The sequence below is a fragment of the Providencia sp. genome (assembly GCF_040396775.1).
Lineage (GTDB): Bacteria > Pseudomonadota > Gammaproteobacteria > Enterobacterales > Enterobacteriaceae > Providencia.
The window spans coordinates 133,298-154,972 of sequence record NZ_JBEBNT010000006.1 but is presented as its reverse complement, the minus strand read 5'-3'; the positions used below and the strand labels follow the sequence as shown (position 1 = coordinate 154,972).

The following is a 21,675-nucleotide window of genomic DNA, read 5'->3' as shown; positions in this document are numbered from 1 at the left end:
TTTAGGCTTAATTCTGTTTGTAGTGCCTATCACTCACGTCTCTAAGGCGTTGAGCCGCCTGTTCAGGGGTTAAATCCCGTTGAGTTTCCGCCAGCATTTCATAGCCCACCATAAATTTTTTCACGGTTGCAGAACGCAGTAATGGCGGGTAGAACAACGCATGTAACTGCCAATGCTCGATGCTTTTATCTTCTTTAAAATACGGCGCAAAATGCCACCCCATTGAATAAGGGAATGAACATTCGAATAGGTTGTCGTAACGGCAAGTCAGTTTTTTTAGCGCAACACTCAAGTCCAAACGAATGGCATCGTTCATCTCATCCATGCGTTTAATGTGTTGTTTCGGCAGTAATAATGTTTCAAATGGCCAAGCCGCCCAATATGGCACCAGTGCCACCCAATACTCTGTTTCAACCACAATGCGTGAGCCATCCCGTTGCTCTGCATTAACGTAATCCATTAATAAGTTAGTGCCGTGGCGTTGATAATATTCAGATAAAAAATGGTTTTTACGCTCAATTTCATTAGGCAAGAAGTCACTCGCCCAAATTTGCCCATGGGGATGCGGCTGTGAGCACCCCATAATTTCACCTTTATTTTCAAACACCTGAATCCATGTGTAATGCTCACTTAGCTCACTAACTTGCTGCTGCCACGTGTCTATCACGCCGCTAATTTCAGACAATGAAAGCTCAGGCAAGGTTTTACTGTGATCGGGTGAAAAACAGATCACACGGCTAACACCACTTACCGATTGAGCTTGAAATAATTCAGACTGGTTTTTCGGTTGTGCACAGGCATCCGCCAATAAAGCCCCATGATCATTTTGAAAAACATACGTCCCTTGATAGTTAGGGTTCACTTCCCCTGAAACCCGTGTATTGGTAGGGCAAAGAAAACAACTCTCATCATAATGGGGTAACTTTTCTACCGCTGGCTTTTCATCCCTGCCGCTCCAAGGACGTTTGGCTCTGTGAGGGGAAACCAACACCCATTGCCCGGTTAATGGGTTATAACGTCGATGAGGACAGTCTGATGGGTTAAATTGCATTGTGTTCATCCAATCACTCTCCTATAAACCGTAACCATTGGGGTTATTTAATTGCCAGCGCCAGCTATCTACCGCCATATCATCAATGGTACGGCGAGTTTTCCAGCCCAGTTCGCGATATGCTTTTTCAGGAGTAGACCAATATTCTGCGATATCCCCCGCACGACGAGGTTCAAATACATACGGGATGGGTTTTCCTACCGCTTTTTCAAAAGCTTGCAAAATTTGCAGCACACTGACGCCACAACCCGAGCCTAAATTATAGGTATGCAACCCTGCTTTATCGCTGACGCCTTGTAACGCAGCGACATGCCCATCCGCCAAATCCATCACATGGATATAATCACGAACCCCTGTCCCATCTATGGTTGGGTAATCGTTTCCATAAATCGCCAGTTTTTCTCTTTTCCCAACAGCAACCTGTGTAATATAAGGTGTTAAGTTATTTGGGATACCTTGAGGGTCTTCACCGAGTGATCCTGAAGGGTGCGCACCAACAGGGTTAAAATAACGCAAAACCGAGATTGACCAAGTGTTATCAGCTTGGTAGAGATCCCCAAGGCAGCGTTCAACCATATATTTACTGGTACCATAGGGGCTCTGAGTGTCCCCAGTCGGGAAATCTTCAGTGATAGGTAATGTATGAGGCTGGCCGTATACTGTCGCTGAGGAGCTAAAGATTAAACGCTTTACGTTCGCTTTTTGCATACAGCGTACCAATACTAAAGTTCCATTTAAGTTAACATCATAATATTCAATTGGTTTTTCGACTGATTCACCGACTGCTTTTAACCCTGCAAAATGGATCACTGAATAAAATTGATGGGTAGCAAAGATATCATTGAGCGCTTGCTCGTCACGAACATCACATGAGTAAAATGCAGGACGAACACCCGTTAATTTTTCAATACGATTAAGAACCTCCAACTTTGCATTATATAAATTATCAACGATAACAGGTGAAAACCCTGCTTTTATTAGTTGAATACAAGTATGGCTGCCGATATACCCTAACCCACCTGTGACCAACACTTCAGTCAGTTTCATTTTTCACCTCTATGCGTTTTCTAATCGTTAAACTTGCCATTACTGCGGAGTATAACAATGAGTTGCCATCCGCTTCTGTGATCAATCTCGATTTAGTGTAAACGTTTACACAAAAAATATAAAGATCCCCTACAAATAGCCAAGAAAACCTAAATCTGAGTATAAAGTGAATCAATACTCTTTGTTTAAACTCATTAAAACATTTCCTTCATTACGATTGTGTCGCTAGTAGGAACGCATCAGGAAAATAAAATAATTTTAAAATTCAATTGATTAGATAACGAATTTAAAACTCGAATATAAAACAATGATTAATTAAGTGATCCGTTTAACACTGCGGCAACAATCTATTTACTTCCCCTGCCATTTCATCTAATTATATCTTTACTGGAAATAGGAACACTGTTCCTCATTAAGGAACGATGAAAATAACAATAAAATATAATTATCACGTTAATGCATAGGGGAAATTTATGAATAATCGACTACAGTCTGCGGGTTTTGTCCTCGCTTTACTTGATTATTTCTCAATTAACAAGCCGGTGTGGGGAGTGCGGGAACTCGCACGCCATATTGATAAAAGCCCTTCTGTTGTCCAACGTGGTTTTAATATTTTAGAAGAACAAGGCTTTTTGCAAAAAAATAAAAATAAAGAGTATTTATTGGGGTTACGGTGTATTGAAATTGGCCACCTTGCCAATAACACACGGCAATTTTCGCAATTAGCAAGTGACTACTTACGCCCCCTTGCAGACAAAACCCATGAAACTGTGTTTATTTATCGTCGCTATAATGACATTGCCATTTGCAATTTTATTTTAGAAAGTGATCACCTTATTCGTTTTACCTCAAAAGAAGGTGAAGCGTTATCATTGCATGAAGCCCCTTTTACGCAAATTATTCTCAGTTCGATGGATGTCTCCTATATTGATGAGTATTTTGAAAAACATAATTTACAAGACAATAAAATATTAAAAAAACAATTAAAATTGTATTCTGATGAAGGGTACGCTTATTCCAAAGAAGCTTATTTAGTGGGAACGCAAGGATTATCTGTTCCTATTTTTTCATTTGAAAAAGGTGTTTTAGGTTCACTCTGTATTGCTGCATCAAGCCAAAGTAAAAATTTAACTGAATATTATCCATTATTAAAATCCACAGCCAGTAAGTTATCCGCCATATTTTAAATATGGAAACATAAATTATAAGAATTAAATAATAATTAATTAAAATAGGTAACTCTATGAATCTATCTCATGATAAAAATGATACTGAGGTACGTGTATCTATTTTTTCACCAGCAATATTAATTGCTATAGTTATATTATCTTTTGTGGGTGCCATTATTGGTATTCAAATTATCGTCACCCTCGGAATATCTGCAAATACCTCCATTATAGGTGCCGTATTAGCTATTTTATTATCTCGATTGCCTATCGGTATATTTGCTTCATTTAAGTTTATTGATGCACAAAATTTAATTCAAACCAGTATTTCTGCGGCTACCTTTGCGGCAGCTAATGGCTTGATGGTTGCTATCGGTGTCCCTTGGGTATTAGGCCTCCCTGAACTTATTTACCCTATGATGGCAGGGGCTTTTTTTGCCATTATTATTGATGGCACGATGTTATATGGTCTCTTTAATACCAAAGCTTACCCAGCGAGTGCATCATGGCCAGCAGGTGTTGCCACAGCAGAAACGCTCTGGGCCGGAAATAAAGGCGGAAAACGGCTGGGGGCGCTACTTGCTGGTTTTACAGCAGGTGCGGTGGGTGCTGGTTTCGGTATCCCTATGGCCTCGGCAGGTATCGCCCTTATTGGCAGCATCTTTGCGTTATTCATGTTTGCCATCGGTTTACTGATCCGTGGTTTTTCTGAATCAGGCTTAATTACTTATAATTTATATGAAAACTATGTACCTCATGGGGTGATGATTGGTGCAGGTATTGTTGCTCTGATTCAAATTGGCGCAATTGTTTTTCGTCAGAAGAAAAATGATGATCCATTACAGGAAGAAAGCGAAGAACTCGCCCAAAGCAGTCGCCGCATTAAATCAACGTTAATGAAAGGGGCTATCTTTTATTTCTTAACGGCATTAGCTCTGACATTTATTAGCCAAATATTTGTCACCATGACATTACCCCAGTTAATCGGCTTTCTAATTTTTGCGACACTCGCCGCCTTAATTCAAGAAATGATTGTCGGTATGGCCGCCATGCACTCGGGCTGGTTTCCCGCCACTGCCGCGGCACTTATCTCATTAATGATTGGTGTTTTAATTGGCTTTCCACCAGAAGCGCTTGCTGTGCTTGTCGGTTTCTGTGTCGCTACAGGTCCCGCTTTTGCTGATATGGGGTTCGACCTAAAAACCGGCTTTATGATCCGCGGTTATGGCAAAAACCAAAGTGCGGAACGCTTTGGTCGTAAACAACAGTACTTTGCTTCCATTATTGGTTTTACCTGTGCATTGGTTGTTGTGGCGCTCACTTATGATTTTTATTTCCAGCAAGACAAAATTGTCCCTGCCTCTCGTTTATATGCTGCCACTATTCAAGCGGGAAGCTCGTCTGATGTCGCCATGATGCTACTCCTGTGGGCAATTCCAGGTGCAGTGATCCAATTAATTGGCGGAGCTAAACACCAGATCGGCGTTCTGTTTTCTACAGGCTTAATGATCAACTACCCCATCGCAGGCTGGACAGTCCTCGTCGCATTAGCCGTGCGGATAATCATTGAGCGCTTCTTTCATGTCAGCTCCGACAAAATATCGACCTTTGCAGGCGGTTTGATTGCAGGAGATGCGCTGTATTCGACAGCAAAAGCCTTCTTACCAACCCTAAAGGCCAAGCTGCTCGCTTTGTGGGCTCGCTAATTTGATGAGAGGAAATGAATAATGACGAACAAATGGTCTCATGTCACAAACGATACATTAGTTTCACAACATTTTGCTTATTTTGATACGGGGGCGGCAGCTCCTCCACCAAAACCAGTAATTGATGCTGTAAAAAATTACTTAGATAAAACGGCGGAACTGGGAATTTATCTACCCAGTTTTCGTAAAGAAACCTACCAACAAGTTGAAATCTGCCGGCAGAAAATGGCAACCTTTATTGGCGCGAAAGAAACTGAAATTGCATTTACCAAAAATGGGACGGAATCCATCAGTTTAATTGCTCGAGGGATCACTTGGCAGGCTGGGGACGAAGTGATCATCCCAGATACTGAAATGCTCAGCAACATCTCTATTTGGCAATTACTGTCTGACGAAAAAGGCATAAAAATAGTCACTGTTCAAGCAGATAGCCAAGGTGTTATCGACCCACTATCAGTCAAACAAGCCATTACTCACAAAACGAAGCTGATCAGTTTTGTCGCACTTTCGAATATCACAGGCGTTATGCAACCCGTTAAAGCCATTTGTGAAATCGCAAAGCAGCACAATGTGCTTAGCCACGTCAGCGCTTCTCAAGCACTTGGCATGTATCAGGTAAATGTTCATGATTGGCAATGTGATTTTATGTCCTCTTGCGGACGCAAAGGATTAAGAGCCATCGAAGGTAGCGGCATTCTTTTTGTTAAAGAAGATAAAATACCATCAATGATACCAATGCTAGCAGGATGGTGGAATAGCAGTATTGATAGCAATACTGGCCGTATTGTTCTGCCTAAAACAGCTAAACGCTTTGAAGCTGGTTGCCCTAATGTGCCTGCAATTATCAGTTTGAATACCGCCCTAGACTATGCAAACCAGCTAGGCATTTTGCAAATAGAGGAACGGAATCGTGAATTAACCACCTATGCGATGCAAAAGCTTGCCTTATTATCCGGTATTGAAATTTACGGTCCTGATAATAGCCACCAGCGAATAGGGATTATTCCATTTAATATTCGTAATATCCCTTCCGACATATTAATGCAGCAACTAGAAAGCAAAAATATCATTATTGAATCAGGCCATTTTATGGCAACTGCAATTTTAAAATTTTATCAAATAGAAAAAATGGCTCGTATATCATTACATTATTTTAATAATGAAAATGAAATAGACCGATTAATTACTGCCATTCAGAAAATCACTAAGGAATATAAAAAATGACAAAAGCATTATTAATGAGTAGTTCACGAATGGGAAATATGAATTATTTAGAACATGCAAATGAACAAATCCACCGCTTATTACAACATAAAGAACAAGAAATTTTATTTATCCCTTACGCTGCGGTGACATTCAGTTTTGATGACTTTGACGCGATTGTCCAACCTGTATTTAATGCTTTAGGGTACAATTTAAAATCGATTCATCGGTTTAATGACCCGGTTGCTGCGGTTAAAAATGCGCAAGCCATTGCCATTGGGGGTGGGAACACATTCGCGCTACTAAAACGTCTATACGATGCAAAAATTGTTGAGCTAATTTCACAGCGCGTTAAGCACGAAAATACGCCTTATATGGGATGGAGTGCTGGCAGTAATGTTGCCACACCAAGCATACGAACGACCAATGATATGCCGATTGTACAGCCGCCCTCTTTTCATGCGCTGAATATCGCCCCTTTCCAAATTAATCCACATTTTATTTCAGGCAAACCTGTCGGTCATAATGGTGAAAGCCGCGAAGAGCGCTTAAATGAATTTTTAACCATTAATCCGAATGAAGAATTAATTGCCTTATATGAAGGAACCGCGCTATTTATAGAAAATGAACAAGGCACTATTTTAGGTGACCAAAACGCACTCTGGATGAGGGGGCCAAATAAAATTGAAGAGATTTCAGCGAATCAACCGTTTCGCTTAGATATGATTAAAGGAGCCAACTGATGTCACTTAATTATATCAGCCAAGTGTATGACTTACTTGATACCCCTCACGTAGATGGTGCCAAAATGGCGGAATTACTGCATTCGGTGGGTGTGGAATATGCCAATATTCAAGTGACTTCAATTCCCTACGAAGCCCCTGAAGACCCTAACCAACTTTGTCATTTTATTAAAGTGACGCTAAAAGGCACTGAAGGTAAGCTTTCCGGTGGCAGCTATCCCACATTAGGCATCATCGGCCGTTTAGGCGCTCAACAAGCACAACCGAATAGAATGGGCTTGGTATCAGATGCGGATGGCTCCATTGTTGCGTTTGCTAGTGCCATGAAGTTGCTGGATATGGCCACCAAAGGCAACCGGTTGAAAGGCGATGTGATTATTTCCTCACATATCGCCACGCATGTTTCAATCACCCCCCATGACCCTGTCGACTTTATGGGTATGCCCGTTTCTTCATCAACAATGAATACCTACGAAGTTGATGCACAAATGGATGCGATTTTGTCAATCGACACCTCAAAAGGCAATAGCATTATTAAACACCGGGGTATCGCTATTTCACCCACTGCAAAGCAGGGGTATATTTTACGCGTTTCCCCTGATTTAGTGCGCTTGTTGGAGTATGCAACAGGTGATGTAGCCAAAACATTCCCGATTACAACGCAAGATATTTCCCCTTATGACAACGGGGTTTATCACTTTAATTCCATCATGCAACCCCATGTTGCCACCCCTGCCCCTGTTGTCGGTTTAGCCATTACCGCGAAAACCATTGTTCCAGGAAGTGATACTGGTGCAAGTTATGAAAGTGAACTGATTGATGCGACGCGTTTTACCGTGGAAGTAGCCAAACAATTTTGTTGGGGTCGTATTCAGTTCTATCAACAAGCTGAATATGAAGAGCTTTATAATTTATACGGCTCATTAGCCCAGATCCAAGGCTAATCAGCTTTACTAAAAAAAGCCCACTTAATTGTGGGCTTTCAACAGATTATACTAATTAATCTTCTATTATTACTTTCTTTTTGGTCATTGCCATCGCAATGATCAGCAGTAAAATTAGGAAAATAGATAAAGTTAACAGTAAAGAATAGAAACCATTCCATTGGTATTTTTCAATTACAATAGATAATGGATACCCTGCGATTGATGCACCAATATAGGCGAATAAACTCACAAAACCTGTCGATGCACCTGCGGCATTTTTATGGGAGTTTTCAGCCGCCGCCATTGCAATTAAGAACTGCGGGCCGAAAATAAAGAAACCCGTCATAAAGAATAAGAACGAAAACACATATTCATTATCGACGGGCACAATCCATAAACAGAATGATGTGACAATAATACCCAGTGCGTAAATCACGTTCATTTGCGCACGGTTACCTTTAAAGATTAAGTCAGAGCCCCATCCTGCAACAATGGCACCAAAGAAACCGCCAATTTCAAACATCATCACGACTGCGTTCGCGGAAAGCAAATTAAAGCCATGTTCTTCAATTAAATATAAGTTAGCCCAGTCATTGATACCTGTTCTGACAATATAAATAACCGCATAGGAAATCGCGAGAACCCAAAGCACTTTATTTTTGAAGATATATTCGTTCAGAATTTGACCTAAAGGCAAACCTGCGCCTTTAGCTTCATACTTGAGTTCTTCAAGGTCATTACGCCATTCACCAACAGTGGGTAACCCCATCGTGCGAGGCCTATCACGCAAGAAGATACATAACCCAATACCAATCACAATAGCAATGATACCTGGGATGATCATGCCGTAACGCCAACCGAGTGCGAGTGCAACACCACCCGATAAGATAGGAATTATCGCCCCACCAATATTATGGGAGGTGTTCCAAATCGCCCACCAAAGTCCGCGCTCATTACGCGAATACCACGTATTGAGGATTTTAGCACATGGCGGCCAGCCCCAACCTTGGAAGAACGCATTCACCATCCATAAGAAAATAAACATGGATATTGAAGAGGTTAAACCAAATAGAATATTAACAACGCCTGTTGCGATTAAGCCAATCCCCATAAAATAACGTGGGTTCGACCTATCACCGATAATACCAGACAAGAATTTAGAAGCGCCATAAGTTAGGTAGAACGCGGTTCCTACCATACCGATATCCGCCTTGGTGATCCCTAAGTCTGTTAGCATCTCAGGCATCACGAAGTTAAAGCTTTTGCGTGTGAAATAGAAAACTGCGTAGCCAATGTAGCTCACAATCATTAAATGTAATCGCCAGTATTTATATTTAGCGTCGATTTCAGATTTCGACATTGTTACTGGTATATCTGGTTGTTCTTTAAATATTGACATATTTAACCCCGTCTAAAAGTACAAGCAGGCAAAAATATGACAATAAATAGGAAGCAACAATAAGTGAATACACTTAAATATTACATTTTTGTTACATTTTTATTTCAAAATGTTAAATGCGTCAAATAATGCACTTTTTCTTACTTTGTCTATAACACGAAAATAAAATTACCCAACAAATTGTTATGCTAGTTGTTTTGATGAAATCATTTTCACCCCTTTTTCAGGATGAATAACTGAATTTAACAAAGCGCTCGCAATATTTTTGGCAGGGCTAATTTGGCAGCTAGCGGGTAATATGCGGGATAAACAAGAGATAATACGAATAACAACCACTTCACCAAGACGCTCTTGATTACGGTGGCCGCTAATGACATTAGGACGCACTAATGTCAATGACTCAAAATTCAAGTCGATTAAGCTCTGTTCAAGCTCCCCTTTTATTCGGCTGTAAAAAAATGGCGAGTTAGCATTCGCCCCTAATGCAGAGGTTAACGCATACGTCAGGCAACCCCACTTTTTAGCAAGTTTTGCACATGCTAACGGATAGGTGTAATCAACTTGGCGAAACGCGGCTTTTGACCCTGCCACTTTCATTGTTGACCCTAACGTACAAATAACCGCATCCACCTCCCAAATGTGGGCGTCATCGGGAAGCTGTTCAAAATCCACAATCGGCGCGAATAATTTTGGGTGCTCGGGCAATGCATGGCGTACAGGGGCAATAATTTGGCTAACACGAGGGTCTGCAAGCGCTTGCTCTAACACATGGCTCCCCACTAAGCCAGTTGCACCTATGAGTAATATTTTCATGAGTAATCGCCTTTTATTATGAACAATGCGTCATGGCAATAAACCGAAAAACGTATAATAAAATCACTTAATGATAAAATCATCACTTAGCTGCTGCCAATGTTGATGCAATTGCCTTTTTTGTTCTGGGAACATAGGTAATTCTTTTAGCATTGATGGCCAATTCGCCCTTGCTTGCTGAATAACATCTTGCAAATGCGGCTTTACAACAACCCAAGGAACGCCGACATCTTGTGACCAGCGTTCAAAATGTTTCAACGTAATTTTATGCCATTGCTTTGTTCCTGCCAAATTTAAGGCTAATTTATCATTCTCAATGTAAGGGCTCGTGAAAACCACATCATATAGTGGTGATAAACAAGGGGATATTTTATCTCGATAGATTAGCGACCAATTTTTCAAATGCGCATCTCCATTACCTAATAAAATATTGATTAATAATCTCCTCGCCATTTGTTGAATATCTTTATATTTCTCGGAACTTGAATGATAAAGTGTTTTACCTAAAAGCTCATAATTCGCTTTTTCATATTTATCACTAGGGTATAAGCCAAATATTTGGGCAAAATCTTCTGTATGAATTCGCCCAGCTGCGCTACGGTCAAACCGTTTAATCCCATAAGCATATTCTTCATCAGCTAATTTTATATTGGGAAGCCCATCTAGCTCAGTTAATCTAATTAAGCGTATTTCTGGAATTTCCGCGCCAACACTTTCTGCTAGTTTCATACAAGTATATTCATTAACAGAAACACCTTTATGCAGTGTAGACGGTGTTTTAATAATCCACATATCGTCAGAAATTGCTTGGTTTACATAATAGCGTCCGTCTACATATGAAGATGAAAATTTTATTTGAACACCCGCTAATGAAAACTTATTATCTACATGTTTAACATCGATTTGCTGTGGTTCCGTAGACGTTCGATATGCCAATGCCCAATCAGGAATATTCCCAGCGCTAATTGGGTCTATACATAATGCGCCGGATAAATTGCGGCCTAAATATGCCAAAAGTGAAAACTCATTATCAATTTGGCATTTAATTGCCTTGGCAGTGTATTCTCTTAATACCCCTTCAGGTAGTAAATTGGATAAAACGGGTGGAAGCTTTATTTGACTCATCAAAGGTTTATTAAGGTAATTAATATCCATCAACTGTCGCAATGTAAATACTGGGCGTTCTTCTAATGGCATACCAACAAAATCGGGGTGAAACGTTAATATATTTCGCCCCCCTGCATAATGAACAACAATTGCGATGTCCAAACCATATAATTGGATTTTAAGCCCCTCAATATTTTCAATTTGCTTACTCATTTAGACCTCGTGATATTTGACCAAAAATCGAGATCATCATTTTCCGGTATTTCTGTATTCCCCCATTCTTCAGATTGATTGTTAGGATTTGAACCAAGTACTGATGATTTACTCGAACCCTTTTGCCCGATTGAAAGCTCTAAATTTAGCCCTTCAAGCACACGGAGAAATGTTGATAATTTAATATCATTACCCGCTTCAACACGTTGGTATTGTTGCTGCTTCATACCGATGCGCATATACATATCTTTTTGCTCAAGACCTAAACTTTTTCGTTGTTGAGTCAACATATTGGCAATCTTTTTAATCTCGTCCATAACCTAACCTTCTTATATGGGACACTCAACTTACAACTTAAGTGATGTTTATTGCTTAAAATACAATCTTAGCATTGTAAAGTATCAAAAAACAATTTCTATGTTGTTTTAAACACAAAAAAACAACTCTTTAGTTGTTTTTGTTAAAAATACAACTTATAGATTGTAAATGATCATTTTACAACAATAAGGTTGTTAATAGTCAGAATTTGAACTTTGTAGCTCTTTTGTTGTTTGATTGTGAAAATCACTTGATATTGGTCATAATTATAAAGATAATCATTCTCAATATCATTTCTGTTATCAGTATAGTTAGCATGGTAAATAATATGACAGCGCCAGTTGCAGAAAATATCGCCGAAACGGCCAAGCAAACAATCAAAACTGACGTCGTAGAGAGCCAACAGCTCTTGGGGCCGACAGGAAAGGTTTCCATACAGCACAATGGCGAGCTTTACCAGTTAAGGCAAACGCGTACAGGTAAATTGATTTTAACGAAGTAACGTTCCAACAAAAATTTTATCCGCAAGCCACCTAGGTTACTCATCCAGGCAGCCAGCTTAATCTAAAACATAGGAATAGGTTTCTATGGAGTTTAAACTGTCGTCTGTATTTGCTGGTTTTTCATCCAAAAAGCAAACAAAAAGGTCATACTCCGACCACGTAAAATTCGCAACCATCACTCGCACACCTTGTGATATTCCTGCGCATCTTACATTCGAAGCTCCCTATGTAATGCCAACCTCCTATCCCCCTGATGGGCTACATGCCTGTTTATGCGCATTTTCACTATTACATAAATAGCCTTTTATTTTCGCTAATTAGCCTAGCAAAAAATGAAATTTTACGGAGTATCACCATTATGTCTCATGTTTTACGGATATCCGTGTTGACCAGCGCGATCTTAAGTGTCATCACCAGCGCTCATGCACAAGCGGCTGAACCCTCAACAACTAAAAAAAGCAATGACGTCATGACTGTTTATGCGACAGGGACTGAACGTGATAGCTTTGATGCACCGATGATGGTGAGCGTGATTAAAAATGACTCACCTGAAACCCAAACGGCAAGCACGGTCAATGATATTCTGCGCAAAGTACCGGGTATTAACGTAGCAGGCACTGGTCGTTCAAATGGGCAAGATGTCTCTATGCGTGGGTTTGACCGCCGTGGGATCTTGACCCTAGTCGATGGCGTTCGCCAAGGCACCGACACAGGCCATGTTAATGGCACATTTATTGACCCTGCCCTGATAAAGCAAGTGGAAATCGTTCGCGGTCCATCCGCCCTGCTTTATGGTAGCGGTGCAATGGGAGGTGTGATTGCATGGGAAACCGTTGATGCTAAAGACCTACTACGTGATGGGCAAAATCACGGTTTTCGCGTATTTTCCCAAGCCGCGACAGGCGACCATAGCTTTGGTTTTGGTGGCACAACGTTCGGGCGTACCGATAACCTCGATGGTGTTTTCAGCTTTGTAACGAAAGAAGTGGGTGATATTCGCCTCAGTAATGGCGATGACATGGATAATAAAGAAACCATTGCTAACTTGCTAGCTAAAGGCACATGGCAAATAGATGATGCACAAAAGCTTGCGGGTCAGGTTCGTTATTATAATAACGATGCCCATGAACCTAAAAACCCACAGGAACTTGAAAGCTCAGCAAAAAATTTAAAAGTCAACCGCAACACACGCCAACGTGATGCCCAAGCGACTTACCAGTTTAATCCCGCATCACAAAATTGGCTCGACTTAAAAGTTACCCCTTACTATTCAGAGGTCAACATTACAGCAAAAGGGGCTGGAACCCCTTATGAAGGCCGCACACAAAAAACCTACGGATTAAAAGCAGATAACCGTTCTAATGTTTATGATTTACCGCTGGCGGCTCATAACCTCACCTATGGCAGCGAAGCTTATAAGCAAAAGCAAACCCCTTACGCAAACACAACCCAATTCCCTGATGCGGATATCACCTTTGCATCTGGCTTCTTACAAGACGAAATTGCCCTAAAAGACTTACCTGTGTCATTTATTGTGGGTACACGTTATGACCACTATAAAGCAAAAGCAAAAGGTAATGAGGACGTTAAAGCAGATAAATGGTCATCGAAAGGTGCGGTAAGCATTACGCCAACAGATTGGTCCATGCTATTTGCATCCTACTCTGAAGCCTTCCGTGCGCCGACAATGATGGAAATGTATAACGATGCAATTCATTTCCCTATGGGACCCAACAAATACAACAGATGGCGACCAAACCCAAACTTAAAACCAGAAACAGCTCAAACTACTGAATATGGAATGGGACTACGTTTTGATGATTTATTGATGGAAAGGGATAACCTGCAATTTAAAGCCAGCTACTTTGACACAAAAGCCAAGGATTACATCAATACAAGCGTTAACTTTGCTGAAGGTTATACCACATCTGTTAATGATAAACGCGCCAAAATTTGGGGTGTAGATGCATCACTGGATTATAAAACAGATTATTTCACGTGGAACTTAGCCTACAACCGTACAACAGGCAAGAACGAATATGACGGCAAATCAATTACGTCAATCAAGCCAGAGTCATTCACCAGTAACCTATCGATACCTGTTGCTAATAGCGGTTTTTCCGTGGGCTGGTTAGGGGAATTTACTCGCCACACCGACTTCAATAAGGCCTCTAAAGCTGAACAACAAGCTGGCTATGCCGTCCATGATTTCTACGTTAGCTACAAAGGCGACGGCGAACTCAAGGGGTTAGGCACCAGCGTGGTGTTAGGCAATGCCTTCGACAAAGAATATTACTCATCACAAGGCATTCCTCAAGATGGACGTAATGCCAAACTACTGGTCAGCTTCCAGTGGTAATTCATAATAGTATTAAGGAGATAGATGTGAATTCAACCATTTTCGAGCGTTACCAACAAGCCAAAGCAGATAACAAAGCCAAATACGCTCGTGATCTTGCTGCTTACCTGAATATTTCTGAAGCACAGTTGCTGCACAGCCGTGTAGGTCATGATAAAGCCGTGCGTTTAGACGTTGACGCACCAACGTTATTGACTGAATTAGCCGCGGTTGGGCAAGTCAAAGCCATTACCCGTAACGAATACGTGGTGCATGAGCAAGTGGGTCGTTATGAGAATGCGACATTCAGCCCTCACGGTGGTTTGATTTTAAACCCTCGCGCCCTTGATTTACGCATGTTTTTTTCCCATTGGGATGCGATTTTCGCCCTGACAGAAGACACCAAACACGGTGAGCGCCACAGTATTCAATTCTTTGATAAACAAGGTGATGCACTGCATAAAGTCTACACCACCGATGAAACTGACATGGCGGCATGGCAAGCACTGATTGAGAAATATGCGACGCAAGATAACAGTGAATTAACTCATGTGCCGGCGACGCCATTTACTAACCAACCTGTTGGTGATGAGCTAAAACAACAATTAGAGCAAGAATGGCGCAACATGACAGATGTGCACCAATTTTTTGTTTTATTGAAAAAGAATAACTTGAGCCGCCAACAAGTTTTCGCCGCCGTGAGTGATGATTTAGCTTGGAAAGTGCCGACCGATTCCTTCAATCAGCTGATTAATACTGCGTTCAATGACCAGAACGAAATCATGATTTTTGTGGGCAACCGTGGATGTGTGCAAATTTTCACTGGTGAAATCAAAAAAATCATGCCATATCAGAGTGAAGGTTCAGATTTGAAATGGCTCAACATTTTCAATCCTGATTTTACCTTACACATGATTGAAAACGGCATTCATGAGTGCTGGGTAACACGCAAACCAACGCAAGATGGCTTTGTGACTAGCCTTGAAGTTTTCGATATTGAAGGGAATCAAATCGCACAAATGTACGGTCAGCGCACTGAAGGCACGCCAGAGCAAGAACAATGGCGCCAGCAAGTCACTGCGTTACCCCGCATTTAAAATTTAGGTAAATTTATTATGAAACAATGGCTTCTAACCTTATTGCTCCTGTTTGTCTCGTTCAGTTCTTATGCTGCGCAACGCATTGTCACCCTCGGTGGTGATGTGACGGAAATAGTTTATGAACTTGGCGCACAAGACCAACTTGTTGCCCGCGACAGTACCAGCCTGCACCCAGAGCAAGCGACCAAACTGCCTGATGTTGGCTACATGCGAATGCTTAATGCTGAAGGCGTGCTTTCAATGCGCCCAACCTTGGTACTCGCCAGTGAATTAGCAAAACCGTCCATGGCATTAACGCAAATAGAAAAAAGCGGCGTTAAAGTCATCAAAGTGACAGGGAAACCGAGTTTAGAAGCCATTCCAGAAAAAATCACCACCATTGCCGCTGCGGTTGGCAAGCCTGAGCAAGGCAAGCAATTGGTGAATAAATTCAATCAATCGCTTAGCCAAGTCAATACGGCACCGATTGATAAAAAAGTGTTGTTTATCATGAGCCACGGTGGGGTACTCCCCTTAGCTGCGGGGAAAAAAACAGCAGTGGATAGCATGATAACGGCGATTGGTGCGAAAAATGCGATGGCCAATTTTGATAGCTATCGCCCGCTTTCCTCAGAAGGCTTATTGTCTAGCCAACCAGACTTAATTGTTTTCACGGAAGAAGGCATTAAATCATTAGGTGGTGTTGACCGCGTGTGGAACTTACCTGGTATTGCTATGACGCCTGCGGGGAAAAATAAAGCACTCGCCGTCGTTGATGATGTGGGCATGCTAACGTTTAGTTTAGGCACGCCAGAAGTCATGCAACAACTACGTGAGGCATTAGAGAAGTCCCAATGATCCGTTTTAAGCGCCCTTTATTTGTTATTTTAATTTTATTGTTCGTGCTTTGTGCCCTGACGTTTGTTGCCTCTAACGCAGGGCCGATAAATTTTTCGTTCAATACCCTGTGGCAGGCCTCTGCCACCGATCCTGACTGGCAAATATGGCTAAACATTCGTTTGCCGCGTGTCTTAATTGCCATCTTAGTGGGGCTAGCACTGGCCGTGTCAGGCGCCATTATGCAGGGGCTTTTTCGTAATCCACTCGCTGATCCCAGTTTGCTGGGCATCAGTAGTGGTGCGGCATTAGCCGTTGCTGCTTTTATCGTTTTATCTTTTTCATTACCCGCAGTAATGCAAAACTATGGCCATATCGCAGCCGCTTTTATTGGTAGCTTAGTTGTCTCGTTAATTATTTTTAGCTTAAACCGTTCATCTAACGGCAATTTGGCACGCCTACTACTGGCAGGCATTGCAATCAATGCACTGTGTATGTCATTTATCGGTGTGCTGAGTTATATCAGCAATGACCAACAACTCAGAACCTTTAGTCTCTGGATGATGGGCACACTGGGTAATGTGGATTGGACGTCACTGGCTATTGCCGCCACAGTCATTTTGCCTGTCACCGCAGTGTGCTTGTGGCAGGGAAACAAGCTCAATATCCTCCAATTAGGTGATGAAGATGCTCACTACCTTGGTTTGAATGTTGAACGGGCGAAATTTGTCTTGCTGTTTCTCAGTGCCTTATTAGTCGGGTGTGCGGTGGCGATGAGTGGCGTGATTGGCTTTGTTGGGTTAGTCGTTCCACACTTAATCCGTATGACATTAGGCCCCGACCACCGTTGGTTAATACCAGGGTCAGCCATTGTCGGTGCTGCCTTGTTATTAATCGCCGATACCATTGCCCGCACCGCGGTCGCCCCAGCTGAAATCCCTGTGGGTCTACTTACAGGGCTAATTGGTGGGCCATACTTCTTATGGCTTATTTTACGCCAGCCTGCGGGGAGAATTTAAGTGATGCAAGATAAACCTATTTTATTAGAGGCGCAGAGCCTGACTTATCAAATCGACAATAAGACATTGATTAACAATATAAGCCTTTCGATAAAACAGCATGAAATGGTGGTCATTATTGGCCCCAATGGTGCAGGGAAATCCAGCCTATTAAAGCTGTTAACTGGCTATACAACCCCTACGCAAGGTGTTTGCCTATTAGAGGGGCGCTCGTTAAAAGAGTGGCAAAGCAATGAACTAGCACGCAAACGCGCCGTAATGAAGCAACATAGCAATTTGCAATTTGCATTCACTGTTGAAGATGTCGTGGCCATGGGGCGCACCCCCTACGGTTCAGAACACAAGCAAGTTGCTATTGAAGCAGCATTATCCCTAACCCATTGCCAAGTGCTGCGACACCGCGATTATCGGCAGCTTTCTGGCGGTGAGCAACAACGCGTTCAATTAGCACGTGTGTTAGCACAGTTATGGCAGCCTACAAATCAAGGTGCCTGCTTATTTTTAGATGAACCGACATCGGCTCTGGATTTGTACCACCAACAACATAGCTTGCGCTTACTGCACCAACTAACCCGCGAACGCCCTATCGGTGTGTGCTGCGTGCTACATGATTTAAACCTAACCGCGTTATACGCTGACCGCGTTTATTTAATTCACGAAGGGGAATTAGTCGCCAGTGGCACGCCAATGGAAGTATTAACAACAGAAAATCTCACCCGCTGGTACCAAGCAGATTTAGGAGTAAGCCAACACCCTGAAAATGATACGCCTCATGTCTATTTGCGCCATTAATGGTTTTATTCTGTTATAACGACGAAAGGCACCTTAATAACGTGCCTTTAACTCCCTCATTATAAGTTACTCTATTCATTTGTTTTTCTTGACTATTCATTTTATACCCATCTTGTGATGCTAAAATTTAAACGATAAACCAATTATTCATTTACCTCTCTAAAAAGGTGTGAAATTAATATAATCTATTGATAGCTGTTTGAAATTTGAAGATAAATATTAGGAATTTTCCCCTAGAATACGCCTAAACACACAAATGGGCTGACAAGGCAGAAAATGGAAAGCAATATTATCCAAACATTGATTGAATTGACGCATCGTGGCAATGATGATGTAAAAATTGCTGCCATTTCGGCGTTAGGGGATTACCGTGCAACCGTTGAACAACAAATTGCGGTTCATCGTCTTCTTGATTTATGTAAAGACCCAAATAAAGATGTGGCTGTATCTGCGATTAAAGCATTAAGTAAATTATCTGAGCATTTTGAATAAAACCTTAGCCCCCAATTAAGCTAATTCGTTAACTAATCAAATCATATTCTCACTCACCTTTCTTCCGTAAATCCCGATTTATTCTTACTGTACCCGAGATCCAGATAGGCATATTCTCGGGCACTCAATCATTTTTATGATTAAAACCAATACATTACATCTCTTTTCATTCCATCCGCTTTTTTTTATATTTTTAAATTAAATATTTTGATAACATCAATATTACTGAACTTAAATGCTGATATATATTAAATATCAGTATATTTAACTAATTTGCTTTTTTGTAACGTACTTTCGTAGGATGGATAATGGATACACAAGTCATCAACACACTGCTCGATTTAACCAATAGAAAAAATGACGATGTCAAAATAGCGGCAATTTCAGCGCTCGGTGATTGTAAGTTGCCAATAAAGCAAATGAATACCATGAGCCGATTGCTAGAACTGTGCAATGACCCAAATAGGGATGTCGCGATCAGTGCGATTAAAGCGGTTAGTAAGCTTTTAAATCATGATAATGAATAATACAAAGCACTTATTCACAATTGTGAGAACCAGAAGAAAATAGAAGGGTAAAATGCGTTGTGATCTACCCTTCAAGATTGATTATGCCTGTTTTAAATGACGTGCGTGAAAGGCAATATGTTCACCAATAAAGCTGCTAATAAAATAGTAGCTATGGTCATAGCCATCACGTAAATGCAATGTGCAATCAAATTGCTTTTGCTCACTGATTTTTGCTAACAGCTCTGGCTTTAATTGCTCATGGTAAAAGGGATCTGCAAGGCCTACATCGACAAGTATTGGCTGTGTTGTTGCCACTTTGCCAAGCAACTCAACGGTATCATATTGACGCCATTTTGCGGTGTCATCTCCCAAGTACGCAGTAAAGGCCTTTTGTCCCCATGGTACTTGTGAAGGCGCAATAATCGGTGCAAATGCCGACAAACTGCAATAGCGCTCTGGGTTACGTAAACCAATCATTAATGCCCCATGACCGCCCATGGAATGGCCTGAAATCGCTCGCTTACCTGTTACAGGTAAATGGCTTTCCACTAATACTGGCAGCTCTGAAACGATATAATCATACATTTGATAATGGCGTTTCCACGGTTCTTGAGAAGCATTGACGTAAAACCCAGCCCCTTGCCCCAAATCATAAGCTGCATCATCTGCCACGCCTTCGCCCCTTGGGCTGGTGTCTGGCGCAATAATCACCACACCGTGTTCCGCAGCATATTGCTGAGCGGCTGCTTTCGTGATGAAGTTTTGCTCGTTACATGTCAGCCCTGACAACCAATAAATCACAGGGCAAGGCTGTGCTTGAGCCTGTGGCGGTAAATAAGCTGCAAACTTCATTTCACAGCCTAATACCGTTGATTGATGTTGATAAACATCCTGCCAGCCACCAAAGCAAGCGTGGCGCTCAATTCTCTCCATCAATGGCTCCTTATTCGTAATGAATGACGGTACGGATTGACTTGCCTTCATGCATTAAATCAAAAGCTTCATTAATGCTATCAAGCGGCAATGTGTGAGTCACGAATGGCGCTAGGTCAATATCCCCTTTCATGGCATCTTCAACCATTTTTGGCAATTGGCTACGCCCTTTCACGCCACCAAATGCGGTTCCACGCCATGAACGGCCTGTCACCAATTGGAATGGGCGAGTCGAAATTTCCTGACCAGCACCCGCCACGCCAATAATGATGGATTGCCCCCAGCCACGGTGAGCACTTTCCAATGCAGCACGCATAACATTCACGTTACCAATACATTCAAAGGTATGATCTACACCCCATTCGGTCATTTCAATCAATACTTGTTGAATTGGCTTATCAAAATCTTTCGGGTTTAAGCACTCTGTTGCACCAAATTGACGAGCTAATTCAAATTTAGTGGGGTTCGTGTCAATGGCAATAATACGCCCAGCTTTGGCTTGTCTTGCCCCTTGGATAACCGCTAACCCAATACCACCCAAGCCAAATACGGCAACAGAATCGCCTTCTTGCACTTTTGCGGTGTTGTGGACAGCACCAATCCCCGTTGTCACACCACAACCCAATAAGCACACTTCTTCGTGATTCGCTTCTGGATTGATTTTAGCCAGTGATACTTCGGCAACAACAGTGTATTCACTGAATGTTGAGCACCCCATATAGTGATAAACAGGCTGGCCATTATAGGAAAAACGTGTTGTGCCATCAGGCATTACGCCTTTTCCTTGGGTTGCACGGACAGACACACATAAGTTCGTTTTGCCTGACTCGCAGAAGACGCATTTTCCGCACTCTGCGGTATACAGTGGAATAACGTGGTCACCGACGCTGACACTTGTCACGCCTTCACCAACTTCAACTACAACGCCTGCGCCTTCATGTCCTAGCACAACTGGGAATAGCCCTTCTGGGTCGTCCCCTGAAAGTGTGAATGCATCAGTGTGACAAACGCCTGTGTGACTGATTTTAACTAAAACTTCCCCAGCTTGTGGTGGCATAACGTCGAGTTCGACAATTTTCAGTGGTTCGCCTGGACCAAATGCGACTGCTGCACGTGATTTCATCGTTGTTCCTTTTTATTTAACGCAAATAAGTGCGAATAAGTGAAATAGCATCATCAACTGACTCTTTTTGATGCTGTGTGGTGGCAGACTCTTGGAGCCCTTCGCGCAAATGGCTTTCGAGTACTCCCGCCATTAACCCATTAACGGCACCGCGGATGGCAGCAATTTGCTGTAAAACTGCGGCACACTCCGCTTCGTCCTCGAGTGCAGATTCAAGAGCTAATAGCTGCCCTTTAAGTTTTCGAACACGCGTCAATACCGCTTTTTTTTCTTTTGGTGAATGTGGCATCATTAAGCCCCTTTCATATACATAGGGGGAGTATAGTATTTATAAAGCTATCAGTACAGAATGACACTA

22 protein-coding genes are annotated in these 21,675 nt (G+C 41.9%); 13 read left to right on the top strand and 9 right to left on the bottom strand.

The genetic code is table 11. The features are described 5' to 3' along the window. Positions 1 to 7: 7 nt before the first annotated feature. On the bottom strand, positions 8 to 1,060 hold the full coding sequence (locus tag ABWP91_RS09430; RefSeq protein ID WP_353243051.1) for a UDP-glucose--hexose-1-phosphate uridylyltransferase: 1,053 nt from the start codon (positions 1,058 to 1,060) through the stop codon (positions 8 to 10). A 12-nt stretch (positions 1,061 to 1,072) separates the two neighbouring features. Next, positions 1,073 to 2,098, bottom strand: coding sequence for a UDP-glucose 4-epimerase GalE (gene galE, locus ABWP91_RS09425; RefSeq protein WP_353243050.1), 1,026 nt, complete (start codon positions 2,096 to 2,098; stop codon positions 1,073 to 1,075). Positions 2,099 to 2,571: 473 nt separating this feature from the next. Here galE and ABWP91_RS09420 point away from each other — a divergent pair, with 473 nt between their 5' ends. The 5 genes from ABWP91_RS09420 to ABWP91_RS09400 are packed head-to-tail and all read left to right on the top strand — an operon-like array spanning position 2,572 to position 7,860. Next, a complete protein-coding gene (locus ABWP91_RS09420) occupies positions 2,572 to 3,285 on the top strand; it encodes an IclR family transcriptional regulator (protein WP_353243049.1) in 714 nt (237 codons plus the stop codon). A gap of 56 nt (positions 3,286 to 3,341) precedes the next feature. Next, positions 3,342 to 4,970 (top strand): OPT/YSL family transporter, encoded by a 1,629-nt coding sequence (locus tag ABWP91_RS09415; protein ID WP_353243048.1) that lies wholly within the window; start codon positions 3,342 to 3,344, stop codon positions 4,968 to 4,970. 21 nt (positions 4,971 to 4,991) lie between these two features. After that, positions 4,992 to 6,194 carry an aminotransferase class V-fold PLP-dependent enzyme gene (locus ABWP91_RS09410; protein ID WP_353243047.1) on the top strand — a complete coding sequence of 401 codons (1,203 nt, stop codon included), beginning with the start codon at positions 4,992 to 4,994 and terminating at the stop codon, positions 6,192 to 6,194. Further along, positions 6,191 to 6,916, top strand: a complete 726-nt coding sequence (pepE, locus tag ABWP91_RS09405) for a dipeptidase PepE (RefSeq protein WP_353243046.1) — start codon at positions 6,191 to 6,193, stop codon at positions 6,914 to 6,916. The genes ABWP91_RS09410 and pepE overlap by 4 nt, the downstream gene beginning before the upstream one ends. Next, complete coding sequence (locus ABWP91_RS09400; RefSeq protein WP_353243045.1) at positions 6,916 to 7,860, top strand: DUF1177 domain-containing protein; 945 nt, start codon at positions 6,916 to 6,918, stop codon at positions 7,858 to 7,860. The genes pepE and ABWP91_RS09400 overlap by 1 nt, the downstream gene beginning before the upstream one ends. Positions 7,861 to 7,915: 55 nt before the next feature. On the opposite strand, the gene uhpC is transcribed toward ABWP91_RS09400, so the two are convergent. The 4 genes from uhpC to ABWP91_RS09380 form a co-directional block, all read right to left on the bottom strand. Beyond that, entirely contained in the window at positions 7,916 to 9,241 is a 1,326-nt protein-coding gene (uhpC, locus tag ABWP91_RS09395; protein ID WP_353243044.1) for an MFS transporter family glucose-6-phosphate receptor UhpC, read from the bottom strand. A 183-nt stretch (positions 9,242 to 9,424) separates the two neighbouring features. Next, positions 9,425 to 10,054: a Rossmann-fold NAD(P)-binding domain-containing protein gene (locus tag ABWP91_RS09390; protein WP_353243043.1), complete on the bottom strand. Its 630-nt coding sequence runs from the start codon at positions 10,052 to 10,054 to the stop codon at positions 9,425 to 9,427. Between the two features lie 63 nt (positions 10,055 to 10,117). Further along, positions 10,118 to 11,374: a type II toxin-antitoxin system HipA family toxin gene (locus ABWP91_RS09385; RefSeq protein WP_353243042.1), complete on the bottom strand. Its 1,257-nt coding sequence runs from the start codon at positions 11,372 to 11,374 to the stop codon at positions 10,118 to 10,120. After that, the gene (locus ABWP91_RS09380; protein ID WP_353243041.1) at positions 11,371 to 11,691 is read right to left on the bottom strand and encodes a helix-turn-helix domain-containing protein; all 321 of its coding nucleotides are present in this window, start codon (positions 11,689 to 11,691) and stop codon (positions 11,371 to 11,373) included. The genes ABWP91_RS09385 and ABWP91_RS09380 overlap by 4 nt, the downstream gene beginning before the upstream one ends. 329 nt (positions 11,692 to 12,020) lie before the next feature. Between ABWP91_RS09380 and hemP the strand changes: the two genes are divergently transcribed. The 8 genes from hemP (at position 12,021) to ABWP91_RS09340 (ending at position 19,279) form a co-directional block, all read left to right on the top strand. Continuing rightward, the gene (gene hemP / locus ABWP91_RS09375) at positions 12,021 to 12,194 is read left to right on the top strand and encodes a hemin uptake protein HemP (protein ID WP_225819117.1); all 174 of its coding nucleotides are present in this window, start codon (positions 12,021 to 12,023) and stop codon (positions 12,192 to 12,194) included. A gap of 359 nt (positions 12,195 to 12,553) precedes the next feature. After that, entirely contained in the window at positions 12,554 to 14,554 is a 2,001-nt protein-coding gene (locus tag ABWP91_RS09370) for a TonB-dependent hemoglobin/transferrin/lactoferrin family receptor (protein ID WP_353243040.1), read from the top strand. Between the two features lie 26 nt (positions 14,555 to 14,580). After that, the gene (locus tag ABWP91_RS09365; protein WP_353243039.1) at positions 14,581 to 15,630 is read left to right on the top strand and encodes a hemin-degrading factor; all 1,050 of its coding nucleotides are present in this window, start codon (positions 14,581 to 14,583) and stop codon (positions 15,628 to 15,630) included. 18 nt (positions 15,631 to 15,648) lie between these two features. Next, a complete protein-coding gene (locus ABWP91_RS09360) occupies positions 15,649 to 16,470 on the top strand; it encodes a heme/hemin ABC transporter substrate-binding protein (RefSeq protein WP_353243038.1) in 822 nt (273 codons plus the stop codon). Further along, entirely contained in the window at positions 16,467 to 17,468 is a 1,002-nt protein-coding gene (locus ABWP91_RS09355) for a FecCD family ABC transporter permease (RefSeq protein WP_353243037.1), read from the top strand. The genes ABWP91_RS09360 and ABWP91_RS09355 overlap by 4 nt, the downstream gene beginning before the upstream one ends. Positions 17,469 to 17,471: 3 nt before the next feature. Then, on the top strand, positions 17,472 to 18,260 hold the full coding sequence (locus tag ABWP91_RS09350; protein WP_353243095.1) for a heme ABC transporter ATP-binding protein: 789 nt from the start codon (positions 17,472 to 17,474) through the stop codon (positions 18,258 to 18,260). A 276-nt stretch (positions 18,261 to 18,536) separates the two neighbouring features. Continuing rightward, positions 18,537 to 18,752: a HEAT repeat domain-containing protein gene (locus ABWP91_RS09345; protein ID WP_273803669.1), complete on the top strand. Its 216-nt coding sequence runs from the start codon at positions 18,537 to 18,539 to the stop codon at positions 18,750 to 18,752. A 308-nt stretch (positions 18,753 to 19,060) separates the two neighbouring features. Continuing rightward, entirely contained in the window at positions 19,061 to 19,279 is a 219-nt protein-coding gene (locus ABWP91_RS09340) for a HEAT repeat domain-containing protein (RefSeq protein ID WP_353243036.1), read from the top strand. Positions 19,280 to 19,360: 81 nt separating this feature from the next. Here the strand turns inward: ABWP91_RS09340 and fghA are convergent, their stop codons facing one another. Genes fghA through frmR form a run of 3 tightly spaced genes read right to left on the bottom strand, consistent with a single transcriptional unit; the run spans position 19,361 to position 21,606 of the window. Further along, on the bottom strand, positions 19,361 to 20,194 hold the full coding sequence (fghA, locus tag ABWP91_RS09335; RefSeq protein ID WP_353243035.1) for an S-formylglutathione hydrolase: 834 nt from the start codon (positions 20,192 to 20,194) through the stop codon (positions 19,361 to 19,363). A gap of 10 nt (positions 20,195 to 20,204) precedes the next feature. After that, complete coding sequence (locus ABWP91_RS09330) at positions 20,205 to 21,317, bottom strand: S-(hydroxymethyl)glutathione dehydrogenase/class III alcohol dehydrogenase (protein WP_273803672.1); 1,113 nt, start codon at positions 21,315 to 21,317, stop codon at positions 20,205 to 20,207. 16 nt (positions 21,318 to 21,333) lie between these two features. Further along, positions 21,334 to 21,606 carry a formaldehyde-responsive transcriptional repressor FrmR gene (gene frmR, locus ABWP91_RS09325; protein ID WP_353243094.1) on the bottom strand — a complete coding sequence of 91 codons (273 nt, stop codon included), beginning with the start codon at positions 21,604 to 21,606 and terminating at the stop codon, positions 21,334 to 21,336. Positions 21,607 to 21,675: the final 69 nt, after the last annotated feature.

Bases quoted from the DNA above. Each gene is read 5' to 3' on its own strand.
- frmR (WP_353243094.1), bottom strand. From the start codon at position 21,606: ATGCCACATTCACCAAAAGAAAAAAAAGCGGTATTGACGCGTGTTCGA.
- ABWP91_RS09355 (WP_353243037.1), top strand. From the start codon at position 16,467: ATGATCCGTTTTAAGCGCCCTTTATTTGTTATTTTAATTTTATTGTTC.
- ABWP91_RS09340 (WP_353243036.1), top strand. From the start codon at position 19,061: ATGGATACACAAGTCATCAACACACTGCTCGATTTAACCAATAGAAAA.
- ABWP91_RS09400 (WP_353243045.1), top strand. From the start codon at position 6,916: ATGTCACTTAATTATATCAGCCAAGTGTATGACTTACTTGATACCCCT.
- uhpC (WP_353243044.1), bottom strand. From the start codon at position 9,241: ATGTCAATATTTAAAGAACAACCAGATATACCAGTAACAATGTCGAAA.
- hemP (WP_225819117.1), top strand. From the start codon at position 12,021: ATGACAGCGCCAGTTGCAGAAAATATCGCCGAAACGGCCAAGCAAACA.
- ABWP91_RS09390 (WP_353243043.1), bottom strand. From the start codon at position 10,054: ATGAAAATATTACTCATAGGTGCAACTGGCTTAGTGGGGAGCCATGTG.
- ABWP91_RS09385 (WP_353243042.1), bottom strand. From the start codon at position 11,374: ATGAGTAAGCAAATTGAAAATATTGAGGGGCTTAAAATCCAATTATAT.
- ABWP91_RS09415 (WP_353243048.1), top strand. From the start codon at position 3,342: ATGAATCTATCTCATGATAAAAATGATACTGAGGTACGTGTATCTATT.
- ABWP91_RS09370 (WP_353243040.1), top strand. From the start codon at position 12,554: ATGTCTCATGTTTTACGGATATCCGTGTTGACCAGCGCGATCTTAAGT.
- ABWP91_RS09360 (WP_353243038.1), top strand. From the start codon at position 15,649: ATGAAACAATGGCTTCTAACCTTATTGCTCCTGTTTGTCTCGTTCAGT.
- ABWP91_RS09430 (WP_353243051.1), bottom strand. From the start codon at position 1,060: ATGAACACAATGCAATTTAACCCATCAGACTGTCCTCATCGACGTTAT.
- ABWP91_RS09330 (WP_273803672.1), bottom strand. From the start codon at position 21,317: ATGAAATCACGTGCAGCAGTCGCATTTGGTCCAGGCGAACCACTGAAA.
- ABWP91_RS09345 (WP_273803669.1), top strand. From the start codon at position 18,537: ATGGAAAGCAATATTATCCAAACATTGATTGAATTGACGCATCGTGGC.
- pepE (WP_353243046.1), top strand. From the start codon at position 6,191: ATGACAAAAGCATTATTAATGAGTAGTTCACGAATGGGAAATATGAAT.
- galE (WP_353243050.1), bottom strand. From the start codon at position 2,098: ATGAAACTGACTGAAGTGTTGGTCACAGGTGGGTTAGGGTATATCGGC.
- ABWP91_RS09410 (WP_353243047.1), top strand. From the start codon at position 4,992: ATGACGAACAAATGGTCTCATGTCACAAACGATACATTAGTTTCACAA.
- fghA (WP_353243035.1), bottom strand. From the start codon at position 20,194: ATGGAGAGAATTGAGCGCCACGCTTGCTTTGGTGGCTGGCAGGATGTT.
- ABWP91_RS09420 (WP_353243049.1), top strand. From the start codon at position 2,572: ATGAATAATCGACTACAGTCTGCGGGTTTTGTCCTCGCTTTACTTGAT.
- ABWP91_RS09350 (WP_353243095.1), top strand. From the start codon at position 17,472: ATGCAAGATAAACCTATTTTATTAGAGGCGCAGAGCCTGACTTATCAA.
- ABWP91_RS09380 (WP_353243041.1), bottom strand. From the start codon at position 11,691: ATGGACGAGATTAAAAAGATTGCCAATATGTTGACTCAACAACGAAAA.